The sequence below is a fragment of the Pseudomonas sp. BB438 genome (assembly GCF_057180225.1).
The window spans coordinates 5,906,086-5,927,235 of sequence record NZ_CM170001.1 but is presented as its reverse complement, the minus strand read 5'-3'; the positions used below and the strand labels follow the sequence as shown (position 1 = coordinate 5,927,235).

At 64.2% G+C, this 21,150-nt stretch carries 17 protein-coding genes; 15 read left to right on the top strand and 2 right to left on the bottom strand.

The genetic code is table 11. From position 1 onward, the window contains the following. Positions 1-172 precede the first annotated feature (172 nt). The 12 genes from glnE (at position 173) to AC1ZV1_RS27295 (ending at position 14,779) form a co-directional block, all read left to right on the top strand. On the top strand, positions 173-3,118 hold the full coding sequence (glnE, locus tag AC1ZV1_RS27350; RefSeq protein WP_484294492.1) for a bifunctional [glutamate--ammonia ligase]-adenylyl-L-tyrosine phosphorylase/[glutamate--ammonia-ligase] adenylyltransferase: 2,946 nt from the start codon (positions 173-175) through the stop codon (positions 3,116-3,118). 285 nt (positions 3,119-3,403) lie between these two features. Continuing rightward, positions 3,404-4,447 (top strand): lipopolysaccharide heptosyltransferase II, encoded by a 1,044-nt coding sequence (gene waaF, locus AC1ZV1_RS27345; protein WP_484294491.1) that lies wholly within the window; start codon positions 3,404-3,406, stop codon positions 4,445-4,447. Next, entirely contained in the window at positions 4,444-5,517 is a 1,074-nt protein-coding gene (waaC, locus tag AC1ZV1_RS27340; protein WP_484294490.1) for a lipopolysaccharide heptosyltransferase I, read from the top strand. The genes waaF and waaC overlap by 4 nt, the downstream gene beginning before the upstream one ends. Then, positions 5,514-6,635: a glycosyltransferase family 4 protein gene (locus AC1ZV1_RS27335; protein ID WP_484294489.1), complete on the top strand. Its 1,122-nt coding sequence runs from the start codon at positions 5,514-5,516 to the stop codon at positions 6,633-6,635. The genes waaC and AC1ZV1_RS27335 overlap by 4 nt, the downstream gene beginning before the upstream one ends. After that, complete coding sequence (rfaP, locus tag AC1ZV1_RS27330) at positions 6,632-7,438, top strand: lipopolysaccharide core heptose(I) kinase RfaP (RefSeq protein WP_484294488.1); 807 nt, start codon at positions 6,632-6,634, stop codon at positions 7,436-7,438. Before AC1ZV1_RS27335 ends, rfaP begins: the two co-directional genes overlap by 4 nt. After that, a complete protein-coding gene (locus tag AC1ZV1_RS27325; RefSeq protein ID WP_484294487.1) occupies positions 7,438-8,172 on the top strand; it encodes a lipopolysaccharide kinase InaA family protein in 735 nt (244 codons plus the stop codon). The genes rfaP and AC1ZV1_RS27325 overlap by 1 nt, the downstream gene beginning before the upstream one ends. After that, complete coding sequence (locus AC1ZV1_RS27320) at positions 8,169-8,924, top strand: lipopolysaccharide kinase InaA family protein (RefSeq protein ID WP_484294486.1); 756 nt, start codon at positions 8,169-8,171, stop codon at positions 8,922-8,924. The genes AC1ZV1_RS27325 and AC1ZV1_RS27320 overlap by 4 nt, the downstream gene beginning before the upstream one ends. Beyond that, positions 8,921-10,408: a lipopolysaccharide kinase InaA family protein gene (locus AC1ZV1_RS27315; protein WP_484294485.1), complete on the top strand. Its 1,488-nt coding sequence runs from the start codon at positions 8,921-8,923 to the stop codon at positions 10,406-10,408. The genes AC1ZV1_RS27320 and AC1ZV1_RS27315 overlap by 4 nt, the downstream gene beginning before the upstream one ends. Positions 10,409-10,413: 5 nt before the next feature. Further along, entirely contained in the window at positions 10,414-12,168 is a 1,755-nt protein-coding gene (locus AC1ZV1_RS27310; RefSeq protein WP_484294484.1) for a carbamoyltransferase family protein, read from the top strand. Between the two features lie 63 nt (positions 12,169-12,231). Then, positions 12,232-13,203, top strand: a complete 972-nt coding sequence (locus tag AC1ZV1_RS27305; protein ID WP_484294483.1) for a glycosyltransferase family protein — start codon at positions 12,232-12,234, stop codon at positions 13,201-13,203. 51 nt (positions 13,204-13,254) lie between these two features. Further along, on the top strand, positions 13,255-13,938 hold the full coding sequence (locus AC1ZV1_RS27300; RefSeq protein WP_484294482.1) for a hypothetical protein: 684 nt from the start codon (positions 13,255-13,257) through the stop codon (positions 13,936-13,938). A gap of 37 nt (positions 13,939-13,975) precedes the next feature. After that, a complete protein-coding gene (locus AC1ZV1_RS27295) occupies positions 13,976-14,779 on the top strand; it encodes a hypothetical protein (protein ID WP_484294481.1) in 804 nt (267 codons plus the stop codon). 69 nt (positions 14,780-14,848) lie between these two features. On the opposite strand, the gene AC1ZV1_RS27290 is transcribed toward AC1ZV1_RS27295, so the two are convergent. Beyond that, the gene (locus AC1ZV1_RS27290; RefSeq protein WP_484294480.1) at positions 14,849-15,769 is read right to left on the bottom strand and encodes a glycosyltransferase family 2 protein; all 921 of its coding nucleotides are present in this window, start codon (positions 15,767-15,769) and stop codon (positions 14,849-14,851) included. Between the two features lie 378 nt (positions 15,770-16,147). Between AC1ZV1_RS27290 and AC1ZV1_RS27285 the strand changes: the two genes are divergently transcribed. Continuing rightward, entirely contained in the window at positions 16,148-17,635 is a 1,488-nt protein-coding gene (locus AC1ZV1_RS27285; protein ID WP_484294479.1) for a hypothetical protein, read from the top strand. Position 17,636: 1 nt separating this feature from the next. Here AC1ZV1_RS27285 and AC1ZV1_RS27280 read toward each other — a convergent pair whose 3' ends face one another. After that, entirely contained in the window at positions 17,637-18,284 is a 648-nt protein-coding gene (locus tag AC1ZV1_RS27280) for a lipopolysaccharide kinase InaA family protein (protein WP_484294478.1), read from the bottom strand. A 99-nt stretch (positions 18,285-18,383) separates the two neighbouring features. Between AC1ZV1_RS27280 and msbA the strand changes: the two genes are divergently transcribed. Both msbA and AC1ZV1_RS27270 read left to right on the top strand, forming a co-directional pair. Continuing rightward, positions 18,384-20,216 carry a lipid A export permease/ATP-binding protein MsbA gene (gene msbA / locus AC1ZV1_RS27275; protein ID WP_484294477.1) on the top strand — a complete coding sequence of 611 codons (1,833 nt, stop codon included), beginning with the start codon at positions 18,384-18,386 and terminating at the stop codon, positions 20,214-20,216. A 22-nt stretch (positions 20,217-20,238) separates the two neighbouring features. After that, positions 20,239-21,135, top strand: a complete 897-nt coding sequence (locus AC1ZV1_RS27270) for a GNAT family N-acetyltransferase (RefSeq protein ID WP_484294476.1) — start codon at positions 20,239-20,241, stop codon at positions 21,133-21,135. Positions 21,136-21,150 lie beyond the last annotated feature (15 nt).

Below are 21,150 nucleotides of genomic sequence, written 5' to 3'. Positions count from 1 at the left end.
GTGGGCGACGCGGCGAATTCTTGGAAGTGCTCCGGGGGTACGCCCGGCGGGTTGTAGTTTTACTACAAATCGCCAGCGGATACATCCCTCCGCCAGAAAAAGTTAGTAGTAAAACTACAGGGGCGCGAAAAGACAGGAATGCCGGCGCCTCGCCGACCACTCAGGATAGACCATGAGCCTGCCGTCCCTGGCCGCTTTGCCGGCTACCCTCAAGCCCCTTGCCGAGCGGGCTGAGCAGAATTTCCGCACTGCCATTGCCGCGTTGTCCCCCGATCAGATCGCCAGCTTCGATGCCTGGTCCGACGAGCGGCATGCCGATTTCGCCCGCGTCACTGCCGGCAGTGATTTCGTCGCCGAGCAGGTCCAGCGCGATCCTGCCTTTCTATTGGCGCTGGCCGCGACCGGGGAGCTCGAGCGTGCCCTGCAGCCCGGCGAAATGGGCGCGCAACTGGAGGCACTGCTGATCGATTGCGCTGACGAGGACGAACTGGGCCGCCGCCTGCGTCGTTTCCGCCGGCGTCAGCAGGTGCGCATCATCTGGCGCGACCTGACCCGCCGCAGCGACCTTGCCGGCACCTGCCGTGACCTGTCGGACCTCGCCGACGCCTGCATCGACCAGTCCCTGGCCTGGCTCTACCAGCGCCATTGCCAGCAGTTCGGCGTGCCCATCGGCAACCGCTCGGGCCTGCCGCAGAAGATGATCGTGCTGGGCATGGGCAAGCTGGGGGCCGGCGAGCTGAACCTGTCTTCGGACATCGACCTGATCTTCGGCTACCCCGAGGGCGGCGAAACCCAGGGCGCCAAGCGCGCGCTGGATAACCAGGAGTTCTTCACCCGCCTGGGGCAGAAGCTGATCAAGTCGCTGGACGCGATCACCGTCGAGGGCTTCGCCTTCCGCGTCGACATGCGCCTGCGTCCCTACGGCTCCAGCGGCCCGCTGGTGCACAGCTTCGCTGCGCTGGAGCAGTACTACCAGGACCAGGGGCGCGACTGGGAACGCTACGCGATGATCAAGGCGCGCGTGGTCGGCGGTGATCAGGACGCCGGCCAGCGCCTGCTCGAATTGCTGCGTCCGTTCGTCTACCGCCGCTACCTGGACTTCTCCGCCATCGAGGCGCTGCGCACCATGAAGCAGCTGATCCAGCAGGAAGTCCGGCGCAAGGGCATGAGCGAGAACATCAAGCTGGGCGCCGGCGGCATCCGCGAGGTGGAGTTCATTGCCCAGGCCTTCCAGTTGATCCACGGCGGCCGTGACCTCAGCCTGCAGCAGCGACCGCTGCTGCGGGTGCTGGCGATTCTCGAAGGGCAGGGTTACCTGCCGCCGCAGGTGGTCGCCGAGTTGCGCGAGGGCTACGAGTTCCTGCGCTACGCCGAGCATGCTCTGCAGGCCATTGCCGACCGCCAGACGCAGATGCTGCCGGAGGACGAGTTCGAGCGTATCCGTGTCGCCTTCATCATGGGCTTCGCCAACTGGTCGGCCTTCCACCAGGCCACCAATCAATGGCGCGACCGCATCGACTGGCATTTCCGCCAGGTCATCGCCGACCCGGACGAGGATGAAGAAGGCCAGGTCGATACCACCATCGGTGGCGAGTGGATTCCGTTGTGGGAAGAGGCGGTGGACGAGGAGTCCGCCTGCCGGCAGTTCGCCGATGCCGGGTTCGCCCAGCCGGCGGCTGCCTGGAAGCGCCTGACCGACCTGCGCAACGGTCCGCAGGTGCGTGCCATGCAGCGCCTGGGGCGCGAGCGGCTCGATGCCTTCATGCCGCGTCTGCTGAACATGATCGCCGAGCGCGGTCCGGCGGATGTGCTGCTGGAGCGTGTGCTGCCGTTGATCGAGGCGGTGGCGCGGCGCTCGGCTTACCTCGTGCTGCTCACCGAGAACCCCGGTGCGCTGGAGCGCCTGCTGACGCTCTGCGCGGCCAGTCCGATGGTGGCCGAGCAGATCGCCCGCTTCCCGATCCTGCTCGATGAGCTGTTGAATGAAGGGCGGTTGTTCCGACCGCCACAGGCCGCCGAACTGGGCGCCGAGTTGCGCGAGCGGCTGATGCGCATCCCCGAGGACGACCTCGAACAGCAGATGGAAACCCTGCGTCACTTCAAACTGGCCCATGCCCTGCGTGTCGTCGCCTCGGAGATCGCCGGCACCCTGCCGCTGATGAAGGTCAGCGACTACCTGACCTGGCTGGCTGAGGCGATCCTCGAGCAGGTGCTGAGCCTGACCTGGGATCAGCTGGTGCAGCGCCACGGCCGGCCGACGCGCGCCGACGGCACGCCCTGCGATCCGGATTTCATCATCATCGGCTACGGCAAGTCCGGCGGCCTGGAGTTGGGGCACGGCTCGGACCTGGACCTGGTGTTCATCCATGACGGCGACCCGCAAAGCGAGACCGACGGCGCCAAGCCCATCGATGGGGCGCAGTTCTATACGCGCCTGGGGCAGAAGATCATTCACTTCCTCACCGCGCAGACGCCCTCGGGCATGCTCTACGAGGTGGACATGCGCCTGCGCCCGAGTGGCGCGTCCGGCCTGCTGGTCAGTTCGCTGCACGCCTTCGAGGCCTATCAGCTGGGCGAAGCCTGGACCTGGGAGCACCAGGCGCTGGTGCGCGCCCGCGTACTGGCCGGCTGCAAGCGGGTGGCGGTCGCCTTCGAGGCGATCCGCGCGAAGGTGCTGGGCCAGCAGCGCGACTTGGCCGAGTTGCGCAAGGAGGTCAGTGAGATGCGCGCCAAGATGCGCGACAACCTCGGTACCCCGAGCACGGCCGCCGGCACCGCGCCGAATGCCTTCGAGGCCGCGGCCCCGTTCGATCTCAAGCAGGATGCCGGTGGTATCGTCGATATCGAATTTATGGTGCAATACGCGGCCCTGGCCTGGTCGTGGCAGCACCCGGAGCTGGTGGAGTTCACCGACAATATCCGCATTCTGGAAGCGCTGGAGCGGGTCGGGTTGATGTCCGGCGAGGATGTCCTGAAGCTGCAGGATGCCTACAAGGCCTACCGGGCAGCGGCACACCGATTGTCCCTGCAGAAGCAGCCGGGCGTGGTGAGCGGCGATCACTTCCATGCGGAACGTCGCATGGTGATGCAGATGTGGAAGGCCTTCGAGCTGACCTGATTCGCTGCGATTTCCCATGAAGTAGCCAGCATCCGGCGGGATGATGATCGCCGGAGCGGGCCGCGCTGTCGGTTGCTTGCGCAGCCGTATAGATGTCAGGAATGGGGCGCATGATGCCATTGCGCCAGGTCACAGGGAGTGACGAAATCCGCCCGGCCGCAAGGCTCGCTGGGCTAGACTGCCGGCATTCGATGCTCGGCACCCAACCGTGAGGGCGCGCGCCGCACGGCGGGATGAATGGAGTACGGGGAGGCGAGAGCCTCCCCGGTCGTTTCTGGAAAAGGCATGAGAATTCTGATCGTAGGCCCCTCCTGGGTGGGCGACATGGTGATGGCGCAGACACTCTTCCAGTGTCTGAAGCAGCGGCATCCGGACTGCGTGATCGACGTGCTGGCGCCCGACTGGAGCCGGCCGATCCTCGAACGCATGCCCGAAGTGCGCCAGGCCCTGAGCTTCCCGCTCGGCCATGGCGTGCTGGACATCGCCGCGCGCCGGCGCATCGGCAAGACCCTCAAGGGCCAGTACGACCAGGCGATCCTCCTGCCCAACTCGCTCAAGTCGGCGCTGGTGCCGTATTTCGCCGATATCCCCAAGCGCACCGGCTGGAAGGGCGAAATGCGCTACGGCCTGCTCAACGACATCCGGGCGCTGGATAAAGAGCGCTACCCGCTGATGATCGAGCGCTTCATGGCCCTGGCCTATGAGCCGGGCGCCGAACTGCCGCAACCGTATCCGCAGCCGCGTCTATCCATCGACCCGCAGAGCCGCGAGGCCGCGCTGGCCAAGTTCGGCCTGAGCCTGGATCGCCCGGTGCTGGCGCTGTGCCCCGGCGCCGAGTTCGGCGAGGCCAAGCGCTGGCCGGCCGAGTACTACGCCAAGGTCGCGGAAGTGAAGATCCGCGCGGGCTGGCAGGTGTGGATATTCGGCTCGAAGAACGATCACCCCGGCGGTGAAGACATCCGCATGCGCCTGATCCCCGGCCTGCGCGAAGAGTCGGTCAACCTGGCCGGCGAGACCGCCCTGGCCGAGGCCATCGACCTGATGTCCTGTGCCAGCGCCGTGGTCACCAACGATTCCGGCCTGATGCACGTGGCGGCCGCGCTGAATCGCCCGCTGGTGGCGGTCTACGGCTCCACGTCGCCGCAGTTCACCCCGCCGCTGGCCGATCAGGTGGAGATCGTTCGCCTCGGCCTGGAGTGCAGCCCCTGCTTCGATCGTGTGTGCCGCTTCGGCCATTACAACTGCCTGCGCGAGCTGAAGCCGCGCCCGGTGCTCGAAGCGCTGGACCGACTGGTCGCCGACCCGGTGGATGTGGAAAGCGCTGAATGAGGGTCCTGCTGATCAAGACCTCGTCCCTGGGCGATGTCATCCATACCTTGCCGGCGTTGACCGACGCCGCCCGCGCCATTCCCGGCATCCAGTTCGACTGGGTGGTGGAAGAAGGCTTCGCCGAGATCCCTGCCTGGCATCCTGCTGTGGCCCAGGTGATCCCGGTGGCGATCCGCCGCTGGCGCAAGAACCTCTGGCAGACGATCAGGAGTGGCGAGTGGAGCCGCTTCAAACGCCGCCTGAAGGAGGTCGACTACGACCTGGTGATCGATGCCCAGGGCCTGCTCAAGAGCGCCTGGCTGACCCGCTACACACGCCGCCGGACGCCGATTGCCGGGCTGGACAAGGTGTCGGCCCGCGAGCCGTCCGCCAGTCGCTTCTATAACCGTACCTATTCGGTCGCCTGGGGACAGCACGCCGTCGAGCGCGTGCGCCAGTTGTTTGCCCAGGCGCTGGACTACCCGCTGCCGGCCAAGACCGGTGACTACGGCCTGGACCGCAACCGCCTGCTGGATGCGGTGGAGGCCGAGCCTTACCTGGTGTTCCTGCACGGCACCACCTGGGTGACCAAGCACTGGCCCGAGGTCTACTGGCGCGAACTGGCCCAGCGCATGGGCGAGCGCGGCTGGAAAGTCCGCCTGCCCTGGGGCAACGAGGCCGAGCGGCAACGCGCCGAGCGCCTGGCCGAGGGCTTGGAAAACGCCTCGGTACTCCCCAGATTAAGCCTCGCAGGCATGGCCAAGGTTCTGGCCGGCGCGTCTGCCTGTGTGGCGGTCGACACCGGCCTCGGGCACCTGGCCGCCGCCCTGGACGTGCCGACGCTCTCGTTGTTCGGCCCGACCAACCCGGGACTCACCGGCGCCTACGGGCGTTCGCAAGTGCACCTGGCCAGCGATTGGCCCGCGTGTGCACCGTGCCTGCAGAAGAACTGCACCTACCAGCCGACGGCCGAAGACAAGCGCCAGTTCGACCTGCGGCATGAACAGCCTCTGTGCTTCACGCGCCTGAATCCCCAGCGTGTGTCGACCCAGCTGGAGGCACTGCTGCTGGCCCCGGAGACGCTTCGATGACCCTGGCATTCGTCCTGTACAAATACTTCCCGTTCGGCGGATTGCAGCGCGACTTCATGCGTATCGCCCTGGAGTGCCAGCAGCGCGGTCATTCCATTCGCGTCTACACGCCGATCTGGGAAGGCGAGGTTCCGCCCGGCTTCGACGTGCGCGTGGCACCGGTGAAGTCGCTGTTCAACCATCGCCGCAACGAAAAATTCAGCGCCTGGCTGGCCGCCGACCTCGCGCGCGCTCCTGTGGATCGGGTGATCGGCTTCAACAAGATGCCGGGCCTGGATGTGTACTACGCCGCCGACGGCTGCTTCGAGGACAAGGCGCAGACCCTGCGCAATTCCTTCTACCGTCGCTGGGGCCGCTACAAGCACTTCGCCGACTACGAGCGCGCCGTGTTCGCGCCGGAGTCCAAAACCGAGATCCTGATGATCTCCGAGGTGCAGCAACCGCTGTTCATCAAGCATTACCGCACCCCGGAGGCGCGATTCCACCTGCTGCCGCCGGGCATCGCCCAGGATCGTCGTGCACCCGCCAATGCGGGCGAAATCCGCGCCGAGTTCCGCCGCGAGTTCAAGCTGGGTGACGATGACCTGCTGCTGGTGCAGATTGGCTCCGGCTTCAAGACCAAGGGCCTGGACCGCAGCCTCAAGGCGCTGGCCGCACTGCCGCGCCCGTTGCGCAAGCGCACCCGGCTGATCGCCATCGGCCAGGATGATCCCAAGCCGTTCCTGCTGCAGGTGAAGGCACTGGGTCTGTCGGACAATGTGCAGATCCTCAAGGGCCGCAGCGACATACCGCGCTTCCTGCTCGGCGCCGACCTGCTGATCCACCCGGCCTACAACGAAAACACCGGTACCGTGCTGCTCGAGGCGCTGGTGGCCGGCCTGCCGGTGCTGGTCACCGACGTCTGCGGCTACGCCCACTACATCGACGAGGCGCAGGCCGGTCGCGTGGTGCCGTCGCCGTTCGAGCAGGATCGCCTGAATACGATGCTCCAGCAGATGCTCGAAGACGATGCGGCCCGCGTGGAGTGGGGGCGCAATGGCCTGGCCTTCGCCGACACCGCCGACCTCTACAGCATGCCGCAGCACGCTGCCGACCTGATCCTGCGGGAGCGCGCATGAAGCTCGAACTGCACGAGCCATTCAAGCGCCTATGGGCTGGCAAGGACCCGTTCGTCGAAGTCGAACGCTTGCAGGGCAAGGTCTATCGCGAGCTGGAAGGTCGCCGCACACTGCGCACCGAGGTCGAGGGACGCGGCTATTTCGTCAAGATCCACCGCGGCATCGGCTGGGGCGAAATCGTCAAGAACCTGTTCAGCGCCAAGCTCCCCGTGCTCGGCGCCGGCCAGGAACAGCGTGCCCTGGAGCGCCTGCACCAGGCTGGCGTGGCGACCATGACCTCGGTGGCCTATGGCGAGCGCGGCGGTAATCCGGCCGCGCAGCATTCCTTCATCATCACCGAAGAGCTGGCGCCCACCACCGACCTGGAAGTCCTCTCGCTGGATTGGCTGCAGACCCCGCCGGAGCCGCGCCTGAAGCGCGCGCTGATTGCCGAGGTGGCGAAGATGGTTGGCACCATGCACCGCGCCGGGGTCAACCACCGCGACTGCTACATCTGCCACTTCCTGCTGCACACCGATTGCCCGATCAGCGCCGACGACCTGCGCCTGTCGGTGATCGACCTGCACCGCGCCCAGACCCGTGACGCCACGCCACGCCGCTGGCGCGACAAGGACCTGGCGGCGCTGTACTTCTCCGCGCTGGACATCGGCCTTACGCGCCGCGACAAATTGCGCTTCCTGCGCGGTTACTTCCAGCGTCCGCTGCGTGACATCCTCCGAGAGGAAGCCGCGCTGCTGGCGTGGATGGAACGCAAGGCAGCCAAGCTCTACGACCGCAAACAACGTTACGGAGACCTGCTCTGATGGCCGGCTGGGTACTCGAAGCCGACTACCAGCATCTCGCCGCCGATTTCGGCAGCCTGGATGCCGTGTTCGCCCTGGAAGGCGAGCGCATCACCAAGGATGCGATGTCCGACGTCGTGCGCGTGGAGCGCGAGGGCGTGCGTTACTACGTCAAGCGCTACCGCAAGCCGGGCAAGGGCTTTCGCCGCTTCCTGCCACGCCCCCGGGTGAAGGCCGAGTGGCAGAACCTCAAGCAGTTCGCCAAGTGGGGCATTCCCACGGCGAAGGTGGTGGGCTACGGCCTGGAGCGGGAGCACGGCGGTTTCTCCCGCGGTGCGATCATCACCCGCGAGCTGGTTGGCACCGAGGACCTGCATGCGCTGGCCAAGCAGAAGGATCCGCGCCTGAAGGATCGCGCCTGGGTCGAGCACGTCATGCGTCAGTTGGCCAGCTATACCCGGACCATGCATGACCACCACTTCACCCACAACGACCTGAAGTGGCGCAACATCCTGGTCGACGGGGAGGGCACGGTGTACTTCATCGACTGTCCGATCGGCGACTTCTGGATCGGCTTCATGCTGCGCTACCGGATCACCAAGGATCTGGCGACGCTGGACAAGGTCGCCAAGCGCCAGCTGTCCGCCACCCAGCGCCTGCGCTTCTATCTCCTGTACCGTCGGCGCGAACGCCTGAATGCATCGGACAAGAAGCGCATCCGCCACATCGTTCATTTCTTCGAGGGACGCGAGTGAAGGACTTCATCGCCAGCGACGACCAGGCCCTGCTGGAAAGCAAGGCCCTGGCCGATTTCGACGCCCTGTGGGACCTGGAGTTGGTGGCTGTCGACGAGCCCAACACCGAGCGTGGGGGCTGGAGCAGCGTCTATCGCCTGGAGCTCGACGGCACCGCCTACTACCTCAAGCGCCAGAGCAACCACCTGACCCGCAGCCTGAAACGCCCGCTGGGCGAGCCGACCTTCAGCCGCGAGTTCCGTAATATCCAGCGTTACCACCAACTGGGTATCCCCTCGATGCAGGCAGCCTTCTTCGGTGCGCGGCAAGTGGGCGGCGAACGTCGGGCGATCCTGATGACCCGTGCCCTGGACGGCTGGCGTGCCCTGGACAGCCTGCTGCAGGGCTGGTCGAGCCTGCCGGCCGAACGCCGCCAGGCGATCCTGCGCGCCTGTGGCATGCTTGCCCGTCGCTTGCACGAAGCCGGGCAGATGCACGGCTGCTTCTATCCCAAGCACATCTTCCTGCGCGAAACCGACGATGCCTTCGAGGCGGCCCTGATCGACCTCGAGAAGACCCGTCCGCTGTGGTTTGGCCAGCGTGACCGCGTGCGTGACCTCGAGCCGCTGCTGCGCCGCGCGCCGGACTGGAACGAGACCGACGTGCGCAATCTGCTGGCGGCCTACCTGGGCACCTCGTCCACCGGGCCCGAAGTCGACGACTGGTATCGCCGCCTGGGCGCGCGCCGCAAGAAAAAGGAAAACCGCGCATGAGGCTGTCCGCCCTGCGCGATGCCGGCCGTGCGCCGGCGCTGCCGCTGCGTATCGAACTGGAGGACGGCGCCGGCCCGGCCGAACTGCGCCTGGACAGCCTGTTGCGGGTATTGCCTGGCCAGCGCTACGTCGGTGCTGCCAATTGGCGGGGCCGCCCGGTGCTGGCCAAGCTGCTGGTCGGCGGCAAGGCTGCGCGGCATTTCCAGCGCGAGCGCGAGGGGGTGCGCCTTCTCGCCGAGCAGGGCCTGACCACGCCGGCGCTGCTGGCCGATGGGCTGAAGGACGGCGAGGGTGGCTGGCTGCTCTTCGAGTTCCTCGATCATGCCCAGAGCCTCTGGGATGCCTGGCGTGCCGTGGAAGGCGAGCCGCTGCTGTCCGACGGCCAGACCGCGGTCATCGCCGAAGCGCTGAGCGCCATCGCCCAGTTGCACGCCAAGGGCCTCTGGCAGGAAGACCTGCACCTGGACAACCTGCTGCGCCACGCCGGCAAGCTGTACCTCATCGACGGCGCCGGCATCCGCGCGGAAACCCCCGGCCAGCCGCTGTCGCGCAAGCATGTGCTGGAAAACCTCGGTGTGTTCTTCGCCCAGCTGCCGGCCAGTCTCGATCCCTATCTCGAAGAGCTGCTGATCCACTATCTGCTGGCCAATGGCGAGCACGCGCTGCCGCTGGAGGCCTTGCAGAAGGAAATCGCCAGGGTTCGGCGCTGGCGCGTCGGTGACCTGATGAAGAAGATCGCCCGCGACTGCAGCCTGTTCAGCGTGTTCAAGGGGCCGTTCGGTCTGCGCGCGGTGCGCCGCGAGCAGGAAGAGGGCCTGCAGCCAGTGCTGGCCGACCCCGACACCTTCATCGCCAGGGGGCACCTCTACAAGACCGGCGGTGCCGCGACAGTCGCTCGGGTGGAGCTCGATGGCCGGCCGCTGGTGGTCAAGCGCTACAACATCAAGAACCTGCTGCACTGGTTCAAGCGCTTCTGGCGTCCCAGCCGTGCCTGGGGGGCGTGGCGCGAGGGCAACCGCCTGGACTTCCTCGGCATCGCCACCCCGCGTCCGCTGGCGGTCATCGAGCGCCGCTGGCTGTGGCTGCGCGGCCCGGCCTTCCTGATTACCGATTACCTGGCCGGTCAGGATATAATCGCCCGTTTCAAACCCTACCTGGACCATCCGGAGGGGGGCGGCCTGCCGCCGGAAACAGACCTTGCAGCCCTGGACAGACTGTTCGCGGCGCTGGTGCGGGAGCGCATCAGCCATGGCGACCTGAAGGGGCACAACCTGTTCTGGCAGGAGCAGGGCGAAGGCGGGCAGTGGTCGTTGATCGACCTCGATGCCATGCAACGCCACTCGCGAGAAGCGAGCTTCGCCCGCGCCTATGCCCGTGACCGTGCGCGCTTCCTGCGCAACTGGCCAGAGGGCAGCGCACTGCACAAGCTGCTCGACGAACGTTTACCGCGGGTGCCTGGCACCCGCCCAGATGAAAGAGGCTAGACCCTGTGGCATTGACCATCCTCGGCCTGTCCGGCGCCGTAAGCCATGACCCTTCCGCCGCCCTGTACATCGACGGCAAGCTGGTCGCGGCCGTCGAAGAAGAGCGCTTCGTCCGCGACAAGCACGCGAAGAACCGCATGCCCTACGAGTCGGCCAAGTTCTGCCTGGAACAGGCCGGGATCAAGCCGTCCGACGTTGACGTGGTGGCCATTCCGTTCGCCCCCATCAGCATCTTCGACAAGGCCCGCTGGCACTACGCCAAGCGCTACGCCTACGCGCCCGACCGCGCGCTGGACGCGATCCTGCTCGGCAACCGCCGCTACCACCGCTACTACAAGCGCATCCAGTGGTGCCTGCAGCAGCTGGGCTTCGACCTGAAGAAGACCAGGATCCAGCCGGTCGAGCACCACCTGGCCCATGCCTCGAGTGCCTACCACTGCTCAGGTTTCAAGGAGAAGACGGCGATCCTCGGGATCGACGGCAAGGGCGAGTACGCCACCACCTTCTTCGGCTACGGCGAGAACGGCAAGATCCATAAGATCAAGGAGTTCTACGATCCGGACTCCCTGGGTGGCCTGTATGGCGCGATTACCGAGTACCTGGGCTTCGACATGCTCGATGGCGAGTTCAAGGTCATGGGCATGGCGCCCTACGGCGATGCCAGCAAGTACGATTTCTCCCGCCTGGCCAAGTTCGAGAATGGCGAGCTGATCATCAATACCGACTACGCCAACGTCATCGGTTTCCGTCGCTACAAGGAAAAGGGCAAGGGCTACTACTTCTCGCCCAAGCTGATCGAATGGCTTGGTCCGAAGCGTGAAGGCGACATCGCCGACGATCCCTACATCCACTATGCCGCCAGCATCCAGGCCCTGTTCGAGAAGCTGGCGCTGGAGATGATGGATTACTACCTGGGCGACATCATCCGCGAGACCGGCAAGGTCGCCTTCGCCGGCGGCTGCGCGTTGAACGTCAAGCTCAACCAGAAGATCATCGCCCGTCCCGAGGTCAAGGAGCTGTACGTACAGCCCGCGGCCAGCGACGCCGGCACCGCGGTCGGCGCGGCGGCGTACGTGTCCTGGGAGCGTGGCGTGCCGGTCGAGAAGATGGAACACGTCTATCTCGGCCCGGAATACAGCAACGAAGACGTTATTGCCGCCTGCGCCCGCCATGAGGCCAAGCCGCAGTGGCGCAAGATCGATAACGTCCCCGAGCACATCGCCAAGGTGCTGGTCGAAGGCAACCCGGTGGCCTGGTTCCAGGGCCGCATGGAGTTCGGCCCGCGCGCCCTGGGCGGTCGTTCCATCATTGGCTGCCCGAGCATCGCCGGCGTGGCCGACCGCATCAACGCGCAGATCAAGTTCCGCGAGCGCTGGAGGCCCTTCTGCCCGTCGATGCTCGATACCGTCGGCCCGCAGATGTTCAAGATCGACCACCCGGCGCCGTTCATGACGTTCACCTTCGAAGTCAACGAGGAGTGGAAAACCCGCGTGCCGGAAGTTGTCCACGAGGACGGCACCTCGCGTGCGCAGGTCCTCAAGCGCGAGTTCAACCCGCGCTACTACGACATGATGAAGGAGCTGGAGAAGCTCACCGGCAACGGCGTGGCGCTCAACACCTCGCTGAACCGCCGTGGCGAGCCGATGATCTGCTCGCCGACCGATGCGCTGAACATGTTCTACGGCTCCGACCTGCAGTACCTGATCATGCAGGACATCCTGGTGGTCAAGGACGGCACCGCCGCCAGCCAGGCCGACTGAGTCCGCCAGGTTGTTTCCAGCCGGCTCCGCCAGGGGCCGGCTTCCATGTCGGGAAGACACGTCGTGAAAGTGATGTTGATGGTGATGGACGAGCAGAGGGTCATCCTCGATCGTCTTTATGAGGTCATCCAGAGCAATTGCTCCGAGTGCGAGATTCATCGCCTGAGCAAGGCGCAGCAGATGAACCTGGGCCCCTACCTCATCGCTGCCGATTTTCGTCGTTTCAACCGAATCGTGATCTTCTCGCGCCTCAAGCGCCTGGCGCCGCAGCTCGCCGTGTTGCGCAGTTTGCCCCACCTAGTGATCCTCGAACACGACGCCTACCAGAACTACATGCCCGGTAGTAAGTATCGGGGCAAGTATTCGGCACTGCTGCACAGGCTACCGGGAGCGCGCATCCTCGTGTCGGGGGCGCTGGTTGCCCAGCACCTGGCGGGCGAAGGCATCGATGTGCGATTCGTCTCCAAGGGATATGACGAGGAGATGCTGCGCAACATCGGCAGCGAGCGTGATATCCCGGTCGGCTTCCTTGGCAGCCTGAAGAGCAGCGAGTACAGCCAGCGCAAGGACATGCTGGAACGCATTGCTGAGCGCGTGCCGATGCTCATCACTCGCACCGCGTCGGGGGCAGAGTACCTGGAGACCCTCAACCGCATTGCGATCTTCGTCAGCGCCGATATCGGCATGGGCGAATTCATGATCAAGAATTTCGAGGCCATGGCCTGCGGCTGCGTTCTGCTGGCATGGAGCCAGGGGGAGGAGGATCGCCTGCTGGGCTTCGAGGATATGCGCAACGTGGTGTTCTATCGCTCGGTCGACGAGGCTGTGGAGAGGATCCGGCAGCTTCAGGCCGATCCTGAACTGGCGCGGCGAATTGCCCAGGCTGGCCAGGCATTCGTCGAGGAGCGCTACACCTTTGCCCGGGTCGGCAAGGACCTGGCGGCTGCCATTGCGGAGCCCATGCGGGGCTGGACGATGCCCGGTGCATTGACCCGTTGGTGGGCTGGCGTGCGGTATGGTTTCCGGGTGGACTGATATGACGTCGATGCATTATCCGCCCCGTGGCGCTGCAGCCCAGGGGAAACCGTGAACCAGATTCGCCGGACTGCGCTGTGGGTGGAAGACAATCTGCCGCCGGAGCTCAGGGCTCTGCTCGCCTGCGCCGAGCGAGTCATCCTGGTGGCGAACAACCCGGCGATCAGTGCTGCGGATTTCGACGCCCTGGCGCTTGGCCCTCGCGATGTCGTGGTGAGCTTCAATACCGCCGTCAAAGCCGAATTGCTGAGCGCCGAGACGATCAATCTTTTCGTCCATGGCTATCATGGGCAGGACTTCCACTTCTTCGGATTGCCCTGCCGTCCCTGCATCACGAGGCTGTACGAGCAATCGCCGGAGCGCTGCTTCACCCTATTGGTGGGCGTAGTCAACCCGATGTCTGCGCTGCCCCGTGTGGCGGTCTACGAGGATCGTATCCCGCTACCGACGCTGCTGGACTATCCCCGCATACGTCCCAGCGGCAAGCCGTTCGCCGGCCCCTCCACCGGCTTCAATGCCATGGTGGTATTCGACTGGCTGCTGGACAGGCCGGGTTATACCTACGAGCTGCTCGCCCTGGGATTTTCCAACGAAGCGGGAACCCTGTGGAAAGGGCATGCATGGGACTACGAGCGCGCCTGGATGCACTCATCCCGTGTGCGTGTAATTGCACTGGAAAGCGCCGGCAAGCGCCGGTGGTGGCCTTGGCGTTTCGGAGGGAAGAAAGGGAAATGAGCGGCTATCAGTTGAGCCTTGTCGCCGGTGTCGCACCGTGAAGATCGCCGTTGCCTTCTTCGGTATTCCGCGCAATTCCGAGCTCTGTTTCCCCCAGATCCAGCGCAACATCCTGCAGGCGTTTCCCGCCGACGCGCAGGTGTCCTGCTTCTACCATCTCTATCGGCTGCGCCAGGTCTTAAACCCGCGCTCTGGTGAGGCCGGGGTGCTCGGCGAAGAGAATTTCACCCCTTTCCAAGGCATGACCGGCCTGATCGAAGAGCCGGAGCTCTGTCTCGAACGTTGGAGTCTCGAAGCAATCAAGCAGCGCGGGGACACCTGGAAAGACGATTTTCGCTCGATCCGCAATCTGGTCCACCAGCTCAATTCCCTGCACCAGGTGACGTCGCTGCTGGCTCCGGCTGACCCGGACTTCGTGGTGTACGTCCGCCCGGATATCTTCTTCCATGATCCGTTGCCGGGGTATGTGTTCGCCCACCCGGAGCGGCGACGCAGGAATGTCTATGTGCCGAACTGGCAATGGTGGGGCGGTCTCAATGATCGTTTTGCCATCTGCGGACGCGAGGCATACCGGGCCTACGGCTGCAGGGCTGAGGCGATGCTGGACTTCTGCGATGCGACCGGTCGCTCGCTCCACTCCGAACGGCTGCTGAAGTTCGCCCTGCAACGTCACGGTGCGCGGGTCTGCCTGATGGATACCACCGCGTCCCGGGTGCGCATCGACGGGCAGTTCGCGGAGGAGCCGTTCTCGTCGAAGCGCTCGATGGGCAAGCGAGAGAATCGCTATTTCCACAAGGGCGCGCAGCTGCGCACCTGGTTGGACAGGTACGGCATTCTCTAGGTTTTCCGGCGAAGGCCCCGGCAGGGCGGGCAGCCTGCCGGTGGCCTGGGCCGAGCGGGTCGCAAGAAATTACCTGGCGACCTTTTTCCTGCGTTTTATATTGAGCCAGAGCCGCAGTGCCTTGCGGGTGTAGGACAACTTGAAGATGACGCGCCAATCGCGTTTCAGGGCCATGCGGAAGAAGTGCTTGGCCGAAAGGTCGTCGTCCGTCAGGTAGGCTTCGCGGAACAGCGACAAGCAGCGCTGCGTGTAATAGGCCTTGCTCAGTCGCTGCCAGTCGCCATCCAGGCGTCGGAAAACTTCCTCGACCAACTCTACCCCGATTTCCTTCGAGTAATGGAACTGGTGACGCAAGCTGTCATCGTGGCGGTGGATGGTCGCCAGGGGTTTTTCAAGAATGGTGCAGGGATAGCTGGCGAGCACTTGTACAAACACCGGGATGTCCTCGGCATTGCGGAAGTTCTCCGGGTACAGGCCGCGCTCGAACACTTCCCGGTGCATGACACAGGCGCCATTGGAAAGGTTGATGTTCTTGTCGATCAGGTAGCCGCGCACCCTTTCCAGTGGTGTCCGAGGCAGCGCCTGAGGCGTTCGTTCGACCGTTCGGTCACAGGTCTTAGCCAGGTAGCCGCCAATCACCATGCGACTGTGCGGATGCTGCTCGATGTGCTGGCGTGCGGCGGTCAGGGCTCCAGGGGTCATTTCATCGTCGGCGTCCAGGAAGATCAGATAGTCTCCCCGGGTTTCGGTGATTCCGCGGTTGCGCACGGTGGCGAGGCCGCCGTTTTCCTTGCGCAGACTGCGGAAGTTGCCGAACTGATGATGAAGGGCGTCGATCAGGGCTGGCGTACCGTCCGACGAACCGTCATCGATGATCAGTAGCTCGCTGTACTCATCCAATTGAGTTGCGACGGATTCGACGGCGCGTCGAAGCACGTGCGCATAGTTGTACGCGGGAATTACAACGCTGATCAGTGGTCTTGCTGTCATGAGAAGAGCGTCATTGCGTAGCTGTCCATCCACTAGCTGGCATCAGAATATGCGAGGCTGCGATCTGCTTTGGGGCGTTCGTCACAGCAAATTCAGGTTAAGTCGCAGCGGCTTGTGCCTGCTTGGGCCCGGGATGACTCGACGCGAGTGCAACTGCACAAGTCGTTCCGGGGCGACGAATAGTATCCTGTTGAAAGACTTGTATCCAAGGTTCTACAGACGGCCAGAGCCGGTCGTGGAATTTCGCCCTGGAAAACCTGCGTTCAGCGCCGTTTCGACATCTGAGGCAAGGAAGAGTGCTTGTTCCGGGTTGATTCTTTGAGCAGGAAACTGCTGAATGCTGCGTTCTGGTGATTCATATCCGAGATGAAGGGTTTCATGAGAAGTCATGCAGTCGGGCGTTCGATTTTTTCCGCAGCCAGTGAAGGAAAGCTGCTGTGGTACGTTTTCCTTGCCAGCCTCGTTTTGTCATTGATTGCATCCTTCTGCAACCCGATCATCGGTCGTGATGCGGCGCTGTACATGGATCTTGCGGGCATCTATCAGCATCAGGGTATTTCCGGTGCATTGCAGCGCTTTGACTGGCCCTGGTTCTCCATCGCGCTGGGTACGGCGAGCCAGGTCACGGGCCTGAGCTTCGAACTGCTTGCACGGGTATTCTGCGAACTGCTCACGGCGCTGGCCTGCGTCGCCTGTGTCGAACTGATCCGCCGACTCCGTCCGGAATCCTTGCCCTGGGCCAGCCTCGCCGTGCTCGCGGTGCCGGCGTTCAATGACTATCGCGGCGACATCCTGCGCGAGAATGGTTTCTGGGCGTTCTCCCTCTTCGCCTTGTGCTACATGCAGAGCTGGTTGCTGCAGCGTCGTCCAGTCAGTCTGCTGCTGGCCTGCGTGGCCATCATCCTGGCGGCGGCGTTTCGGTTTGAGGCGGTCTACCTACTGTTGATCTTGCCGCTAATGGAGGTGCTGGGCGCTCGTGGCAGCCCCCTGCGTCGTAGCGTGCAGCTGGCCATTGTTGTGGTTCTGCTCGGTACAGCGGCTGGCGCGACGCTGTGGGCAGCTCGCCACGGTCTGTTGCCCCAGGGGCGGGTAGCCGACTTGGTCGACTATCTGGACCTGCCGAGCGTCCTGCGGAATTTCTACGCATTCGCTGACGGCGTGGCGCAGGCGATGCCCTTCGAGTATGCCCGCGACAGTGCTCCGCAGATCATTCTCTTCGGCCTGCTGTGTTACGTGGCAAGCAAGGTTCTCGGTGCTTTCGGAGCCCTGGTGCTGCCGCTGTTCGTGGGCGCTGTCGCGCAATGGCGAGCTCGGGAAAACCGCTGGTTACTGCTGGATATCGCAGCCCTGGGCTACATTGTCCTGTTGTTGGTTTTCGCACTGAGCCATCTGTTCCTGTCGAGTCGGTACGTGGCATTCGCCGGCTTTCTGCTGTTGCCTCGGGTTGCCTGGGGGCTTGAACTGATCAGCCAGCGCTGGCCGCGCGTCCGCAGTGTCTTGGTGGCGATCCTGGTGGTGATGGCTCTCGCGAATGTGGTGTCGTTATCGGCGCCCAAGACGCATCTGCGCGATGCCGGGCAGTGGGTGGGAGAACATCTGCCGAAGTCGGCGAATGTGTATCAGGACGACAATCGGGTGAGTTACTACGCAGGCTGGGGATACGGCAGAGAGAGCCTGGACCGCGACCACGCGCTGGCGCGGACGGGCAAGGATGCCTACGAGTATTTCGTCCTGGACCTCAAGCGCAAGGCCGAGCAGCAACTACCCGTGCTGGAGAACCAGGGGCTGGTACCGCTCGCGCAGTTCCAGAACCGCAAGGGTGAGACCTACGTGGTCCTGCGCCGGACAGGTGTGCAGCAGCCCTGATCTAGGGTTGCTGCAGTGTTTTTTCCAGGGAGCCGGGTGGCCAGGACATCGAACTGGCTTGTCGATAGCCCTGGCAAAGCTGTGCGCCAGCGTCTGCCAGCAGCCAGGCGCGGTCCTGTGTGTAGCGCAGCATGTGGGCGAAGTTGCGTTTGCGCTGCAGTCGGCTCAAGGCACGGCGCTGGGTCTTCATGTCCGCAATGTCGATCAGGCCCAGTTCGCCTGCAGGGGTCTGCACGACGTTGCCCAGGTGCAGCGAGCGGAAGTACACCCCGCAATCATGCAGCCTGGCGATGAGCGAGCCGAGCTCCAGGCGTAACCGTTCATGGGTCTGATCCGCACTGATCAGTTGGCGCAGGGTCAGGCCGGGCAGCGGGTGGTAGTGCACGGCGTCGCGGGCGATCCCGGGAATGCGGTAGACGCCGATTATCCGTGGGCAGGGTATGGCCAGTTTCTGCAGAGCCTGGGTGTTGTCGGCGAAGCGTTGTGCATAGGGATACAGCGCTGCCGAGGAGATCAGTCGCTTGCGTCGGAACAGTTTCAGGAAGTTGCCATCGGCCAGACGCAGGACCTTGTCGCCATGCTTGTCGGCTTCCAGCACCTGGGCGCCGGCGCGCAGCGATTCGTAGGCGGAGAGAGCGAGGTCTTGCATAACAGGTCTCTGAACGGTAGCCGGCTATAGTAGCCCAGCTGCCGGGCAAACGAGAGCGCTGTGTTATAATCGTCGACCTTTTAATCGTGCGATTCCTCCATGTCCGGTAAAGAACCCCAGGCGCCTTCGAGCCTGAAGATCTACTTCCGACTACTGACCTATGTGCGCCCGTACATCGGGATGTTCCTGCTCAGTATCGTCGGCTTCCTGATCTTCGCCGCGACCCAACCGATGCTGGCGGGCATCCTCAAGTATTTCGTAGACGGCCTTGCCCATCCGGATGCCAAGCTGTTCCCCAACGCCCCCTGGACCTGGCTGCGCGACCTTTCGCTGCTCTACGCGGTCCCGTTGCTGGTGGTGCTGATCGCCGTCTGGCAAGGCATCGGTTCCTTCCTGGGCAACTATTTCATCGCCAAGGTTTCGCTGGGGCTGGTGCAGGATCTGCGCATTGCCCTGTTCAACAATCTGCTGACGCTGCCCAATCGCTATTTCGACAGCAACAACTCCGGCCACCTGATCTCGCGCATCACCTTCAACGTGACCATGGTCACTGGCGCCGCCACAGATGCTATCAAGGTGGTGATTCGCGAGGGTATGACCGTGGTGTTCCTGTTCCTCTCGCTTCTTTGGATGAACTGGAAACTGACGCTGGTGATGTTGGCGATCCTGCCGATCATTGCCGTCATGGTGACCAGCGCCAGCCGCAAATTCCGCAAGCAGAGCAAGAAGATCCAAGTGGCGATGGGCGACGTGACTCATGTGTCTTCCGAGACCATTCAGGGCTATCGCGTAGTCCGCAGCTTTGGCGGCGAAACCTACGAGCGCCAGCGTTTCCAGCACGTTACCAGTGAAAACACCAAGAAGAACCTGCGCATGAACAAGACATCGGCGATCTACACGCCGATGCTGCAGTTGGTGATCTACAGTGCGATGGCGGTGTTGCTCTACTTCGTGTTGCTGTTGCGTGGCGACGCCACGGTCGGTGACCTGGTCGCGTACATCTCCATGGCCGGCCTGCTACCCAAGCCGATTCGTCAGCTGTCTGAAGTCAGCTCCACCATTCAAAAAGGCGTAGCTGGCGCAGAGAGCATCTTCGAGCAGCTCGACGAGACGCCCGAGGTAGATAATGGCACCCTGGAGCAGGATCGCGTCAAAGGTCGCCTGCAGGTGAAGAACCTCAGCTTTACCTATCCGGGCACCGAGAAGAGGGTCCTCAACGATCTGAACTTCAGCGTCGAACCGGGCCAGATGGTGGCGCTGGTCGGCCGCTCCGGCAGCGGCAAGTCGACCCTGGCCAACCTGATTCCGCGCTTCTACGACCATAGCGAGGGACAGATCCTGCTCGACGGCACTGACGTTGAAGACTACAAGCTGACCAACCTGCGCAAACACATCGCGCTGGTGACCCAGCAGGTCAACCTGTTCAACGACAGCGTGCTGAACAACATCGCCTATGGCGATCTCGCCAGCAAACCGCGCGAAGCGGTGGAGAAGGCAGCCGATGACGCCTTCGCCCGCGAGTTCATCGACCGCCTGCCCGAGGGCTTCGACACCGAAGTCGGCGAGAACGGCGTGATGCTCTCCGGCGGCCAGCGTCAGCGCCTGGCGATTGCCCGTGCGCTGCTCAAGGACGCGCCGGTACTGATCCTCGACGAGGCCACCTCGGCGCTGGACACCGAGTCCGAGCGGCACATCCAGGCGGCCCTGGAGAAGGTCATGGAAGGCCGCACCACCCTGGTCATCGCCCACCGCCTGAGCACCATCGAGGCGGCGGACCTGATCCTGGTGATGGACCAGGGGCACATCGTCGAGCGCGGCTCCCACGACGAACTGATCGCGCAGAACGGCTACTACGCCCGTCTGCACGCCCGCCAGTTCGCCGACGACCCGATCGACGGGACCGAAGAAGCTCCGGTCGAGCAACCGGTATGACGCAGGTGCGGACCACTCCGGCATGCTGAACCGTCTCCGAGTCTTCCGTGAGCGCGGCTGGACGCCCATCGCGGCGGCCGACTATGCCGCCGCCTGGCAACGCTTCGGTGGCAGCGTTGCCACTCATCCGGATGTCGTCGAGCGGCTCGCGCATCTGGCGGGCATCCCGGTGCGCTACCTGGGCTGGTTCGACGGCGACGAACTGCGCGCTGCCGTTCCGACCTGGGGGCGCAACCTGGCGCTCTCCAAGGACGTGCTCAAGCGCGAGGGCAAGAAGGCGCTGTTCGACCTGGGCAACGCCGAGATCATCCTGCCGATCGCCGAGGGCGCGCGCATCGAGCTGCGCCACCAGGTGCGCTACCTCTCCGAGCTGAACCGCGAGCAGGTCAGTGACGCCCGCGAGCAGCCGGAACAGCTGGCGATGAACCGCGCGCCGGCCGACTTCTCGAAGAAGTTCCGCTACAACCAGCGCCGTGAGCAGCGCCTGCTCGAAGAAGCGGGTGGCGTGCTGCAGCCCATGAGCGAGCTGAGCCCCGACGAGCAGGCGCGCATTTATGCCGACCTGTTCCAGCGTCGCTGGGAATTCGAGGTGCCGGGCAAGGCGCGTCTGGCCGAAGTCTTCTCCCTGATGCGCGAGTTCATGCGCGGTTCCCTGGTGCGCCTGGATGGCGAGCCGGTGGCGATCCAGATTCTCTACCGGGTCGAAGCGCCGAAATGGGTCAGCGTGGAGTACATCAACGGGGGAGTCGCGCCGGAAAACCGCGACTTCAGTCCCGGCAGCGTGCTCAGCTTCGTCAATACTCAGGAAGCCTGGGCCGAGGCCGATGCACTGGGCAAGCCGCTGCGCTATTCCTTCGGTCGCGCCGACCGCGAGTACAAGGATCGCTGGTGCCATCGCGTGCCGGTGTTCCAGGTCTGACCTCAGTCCCATCCC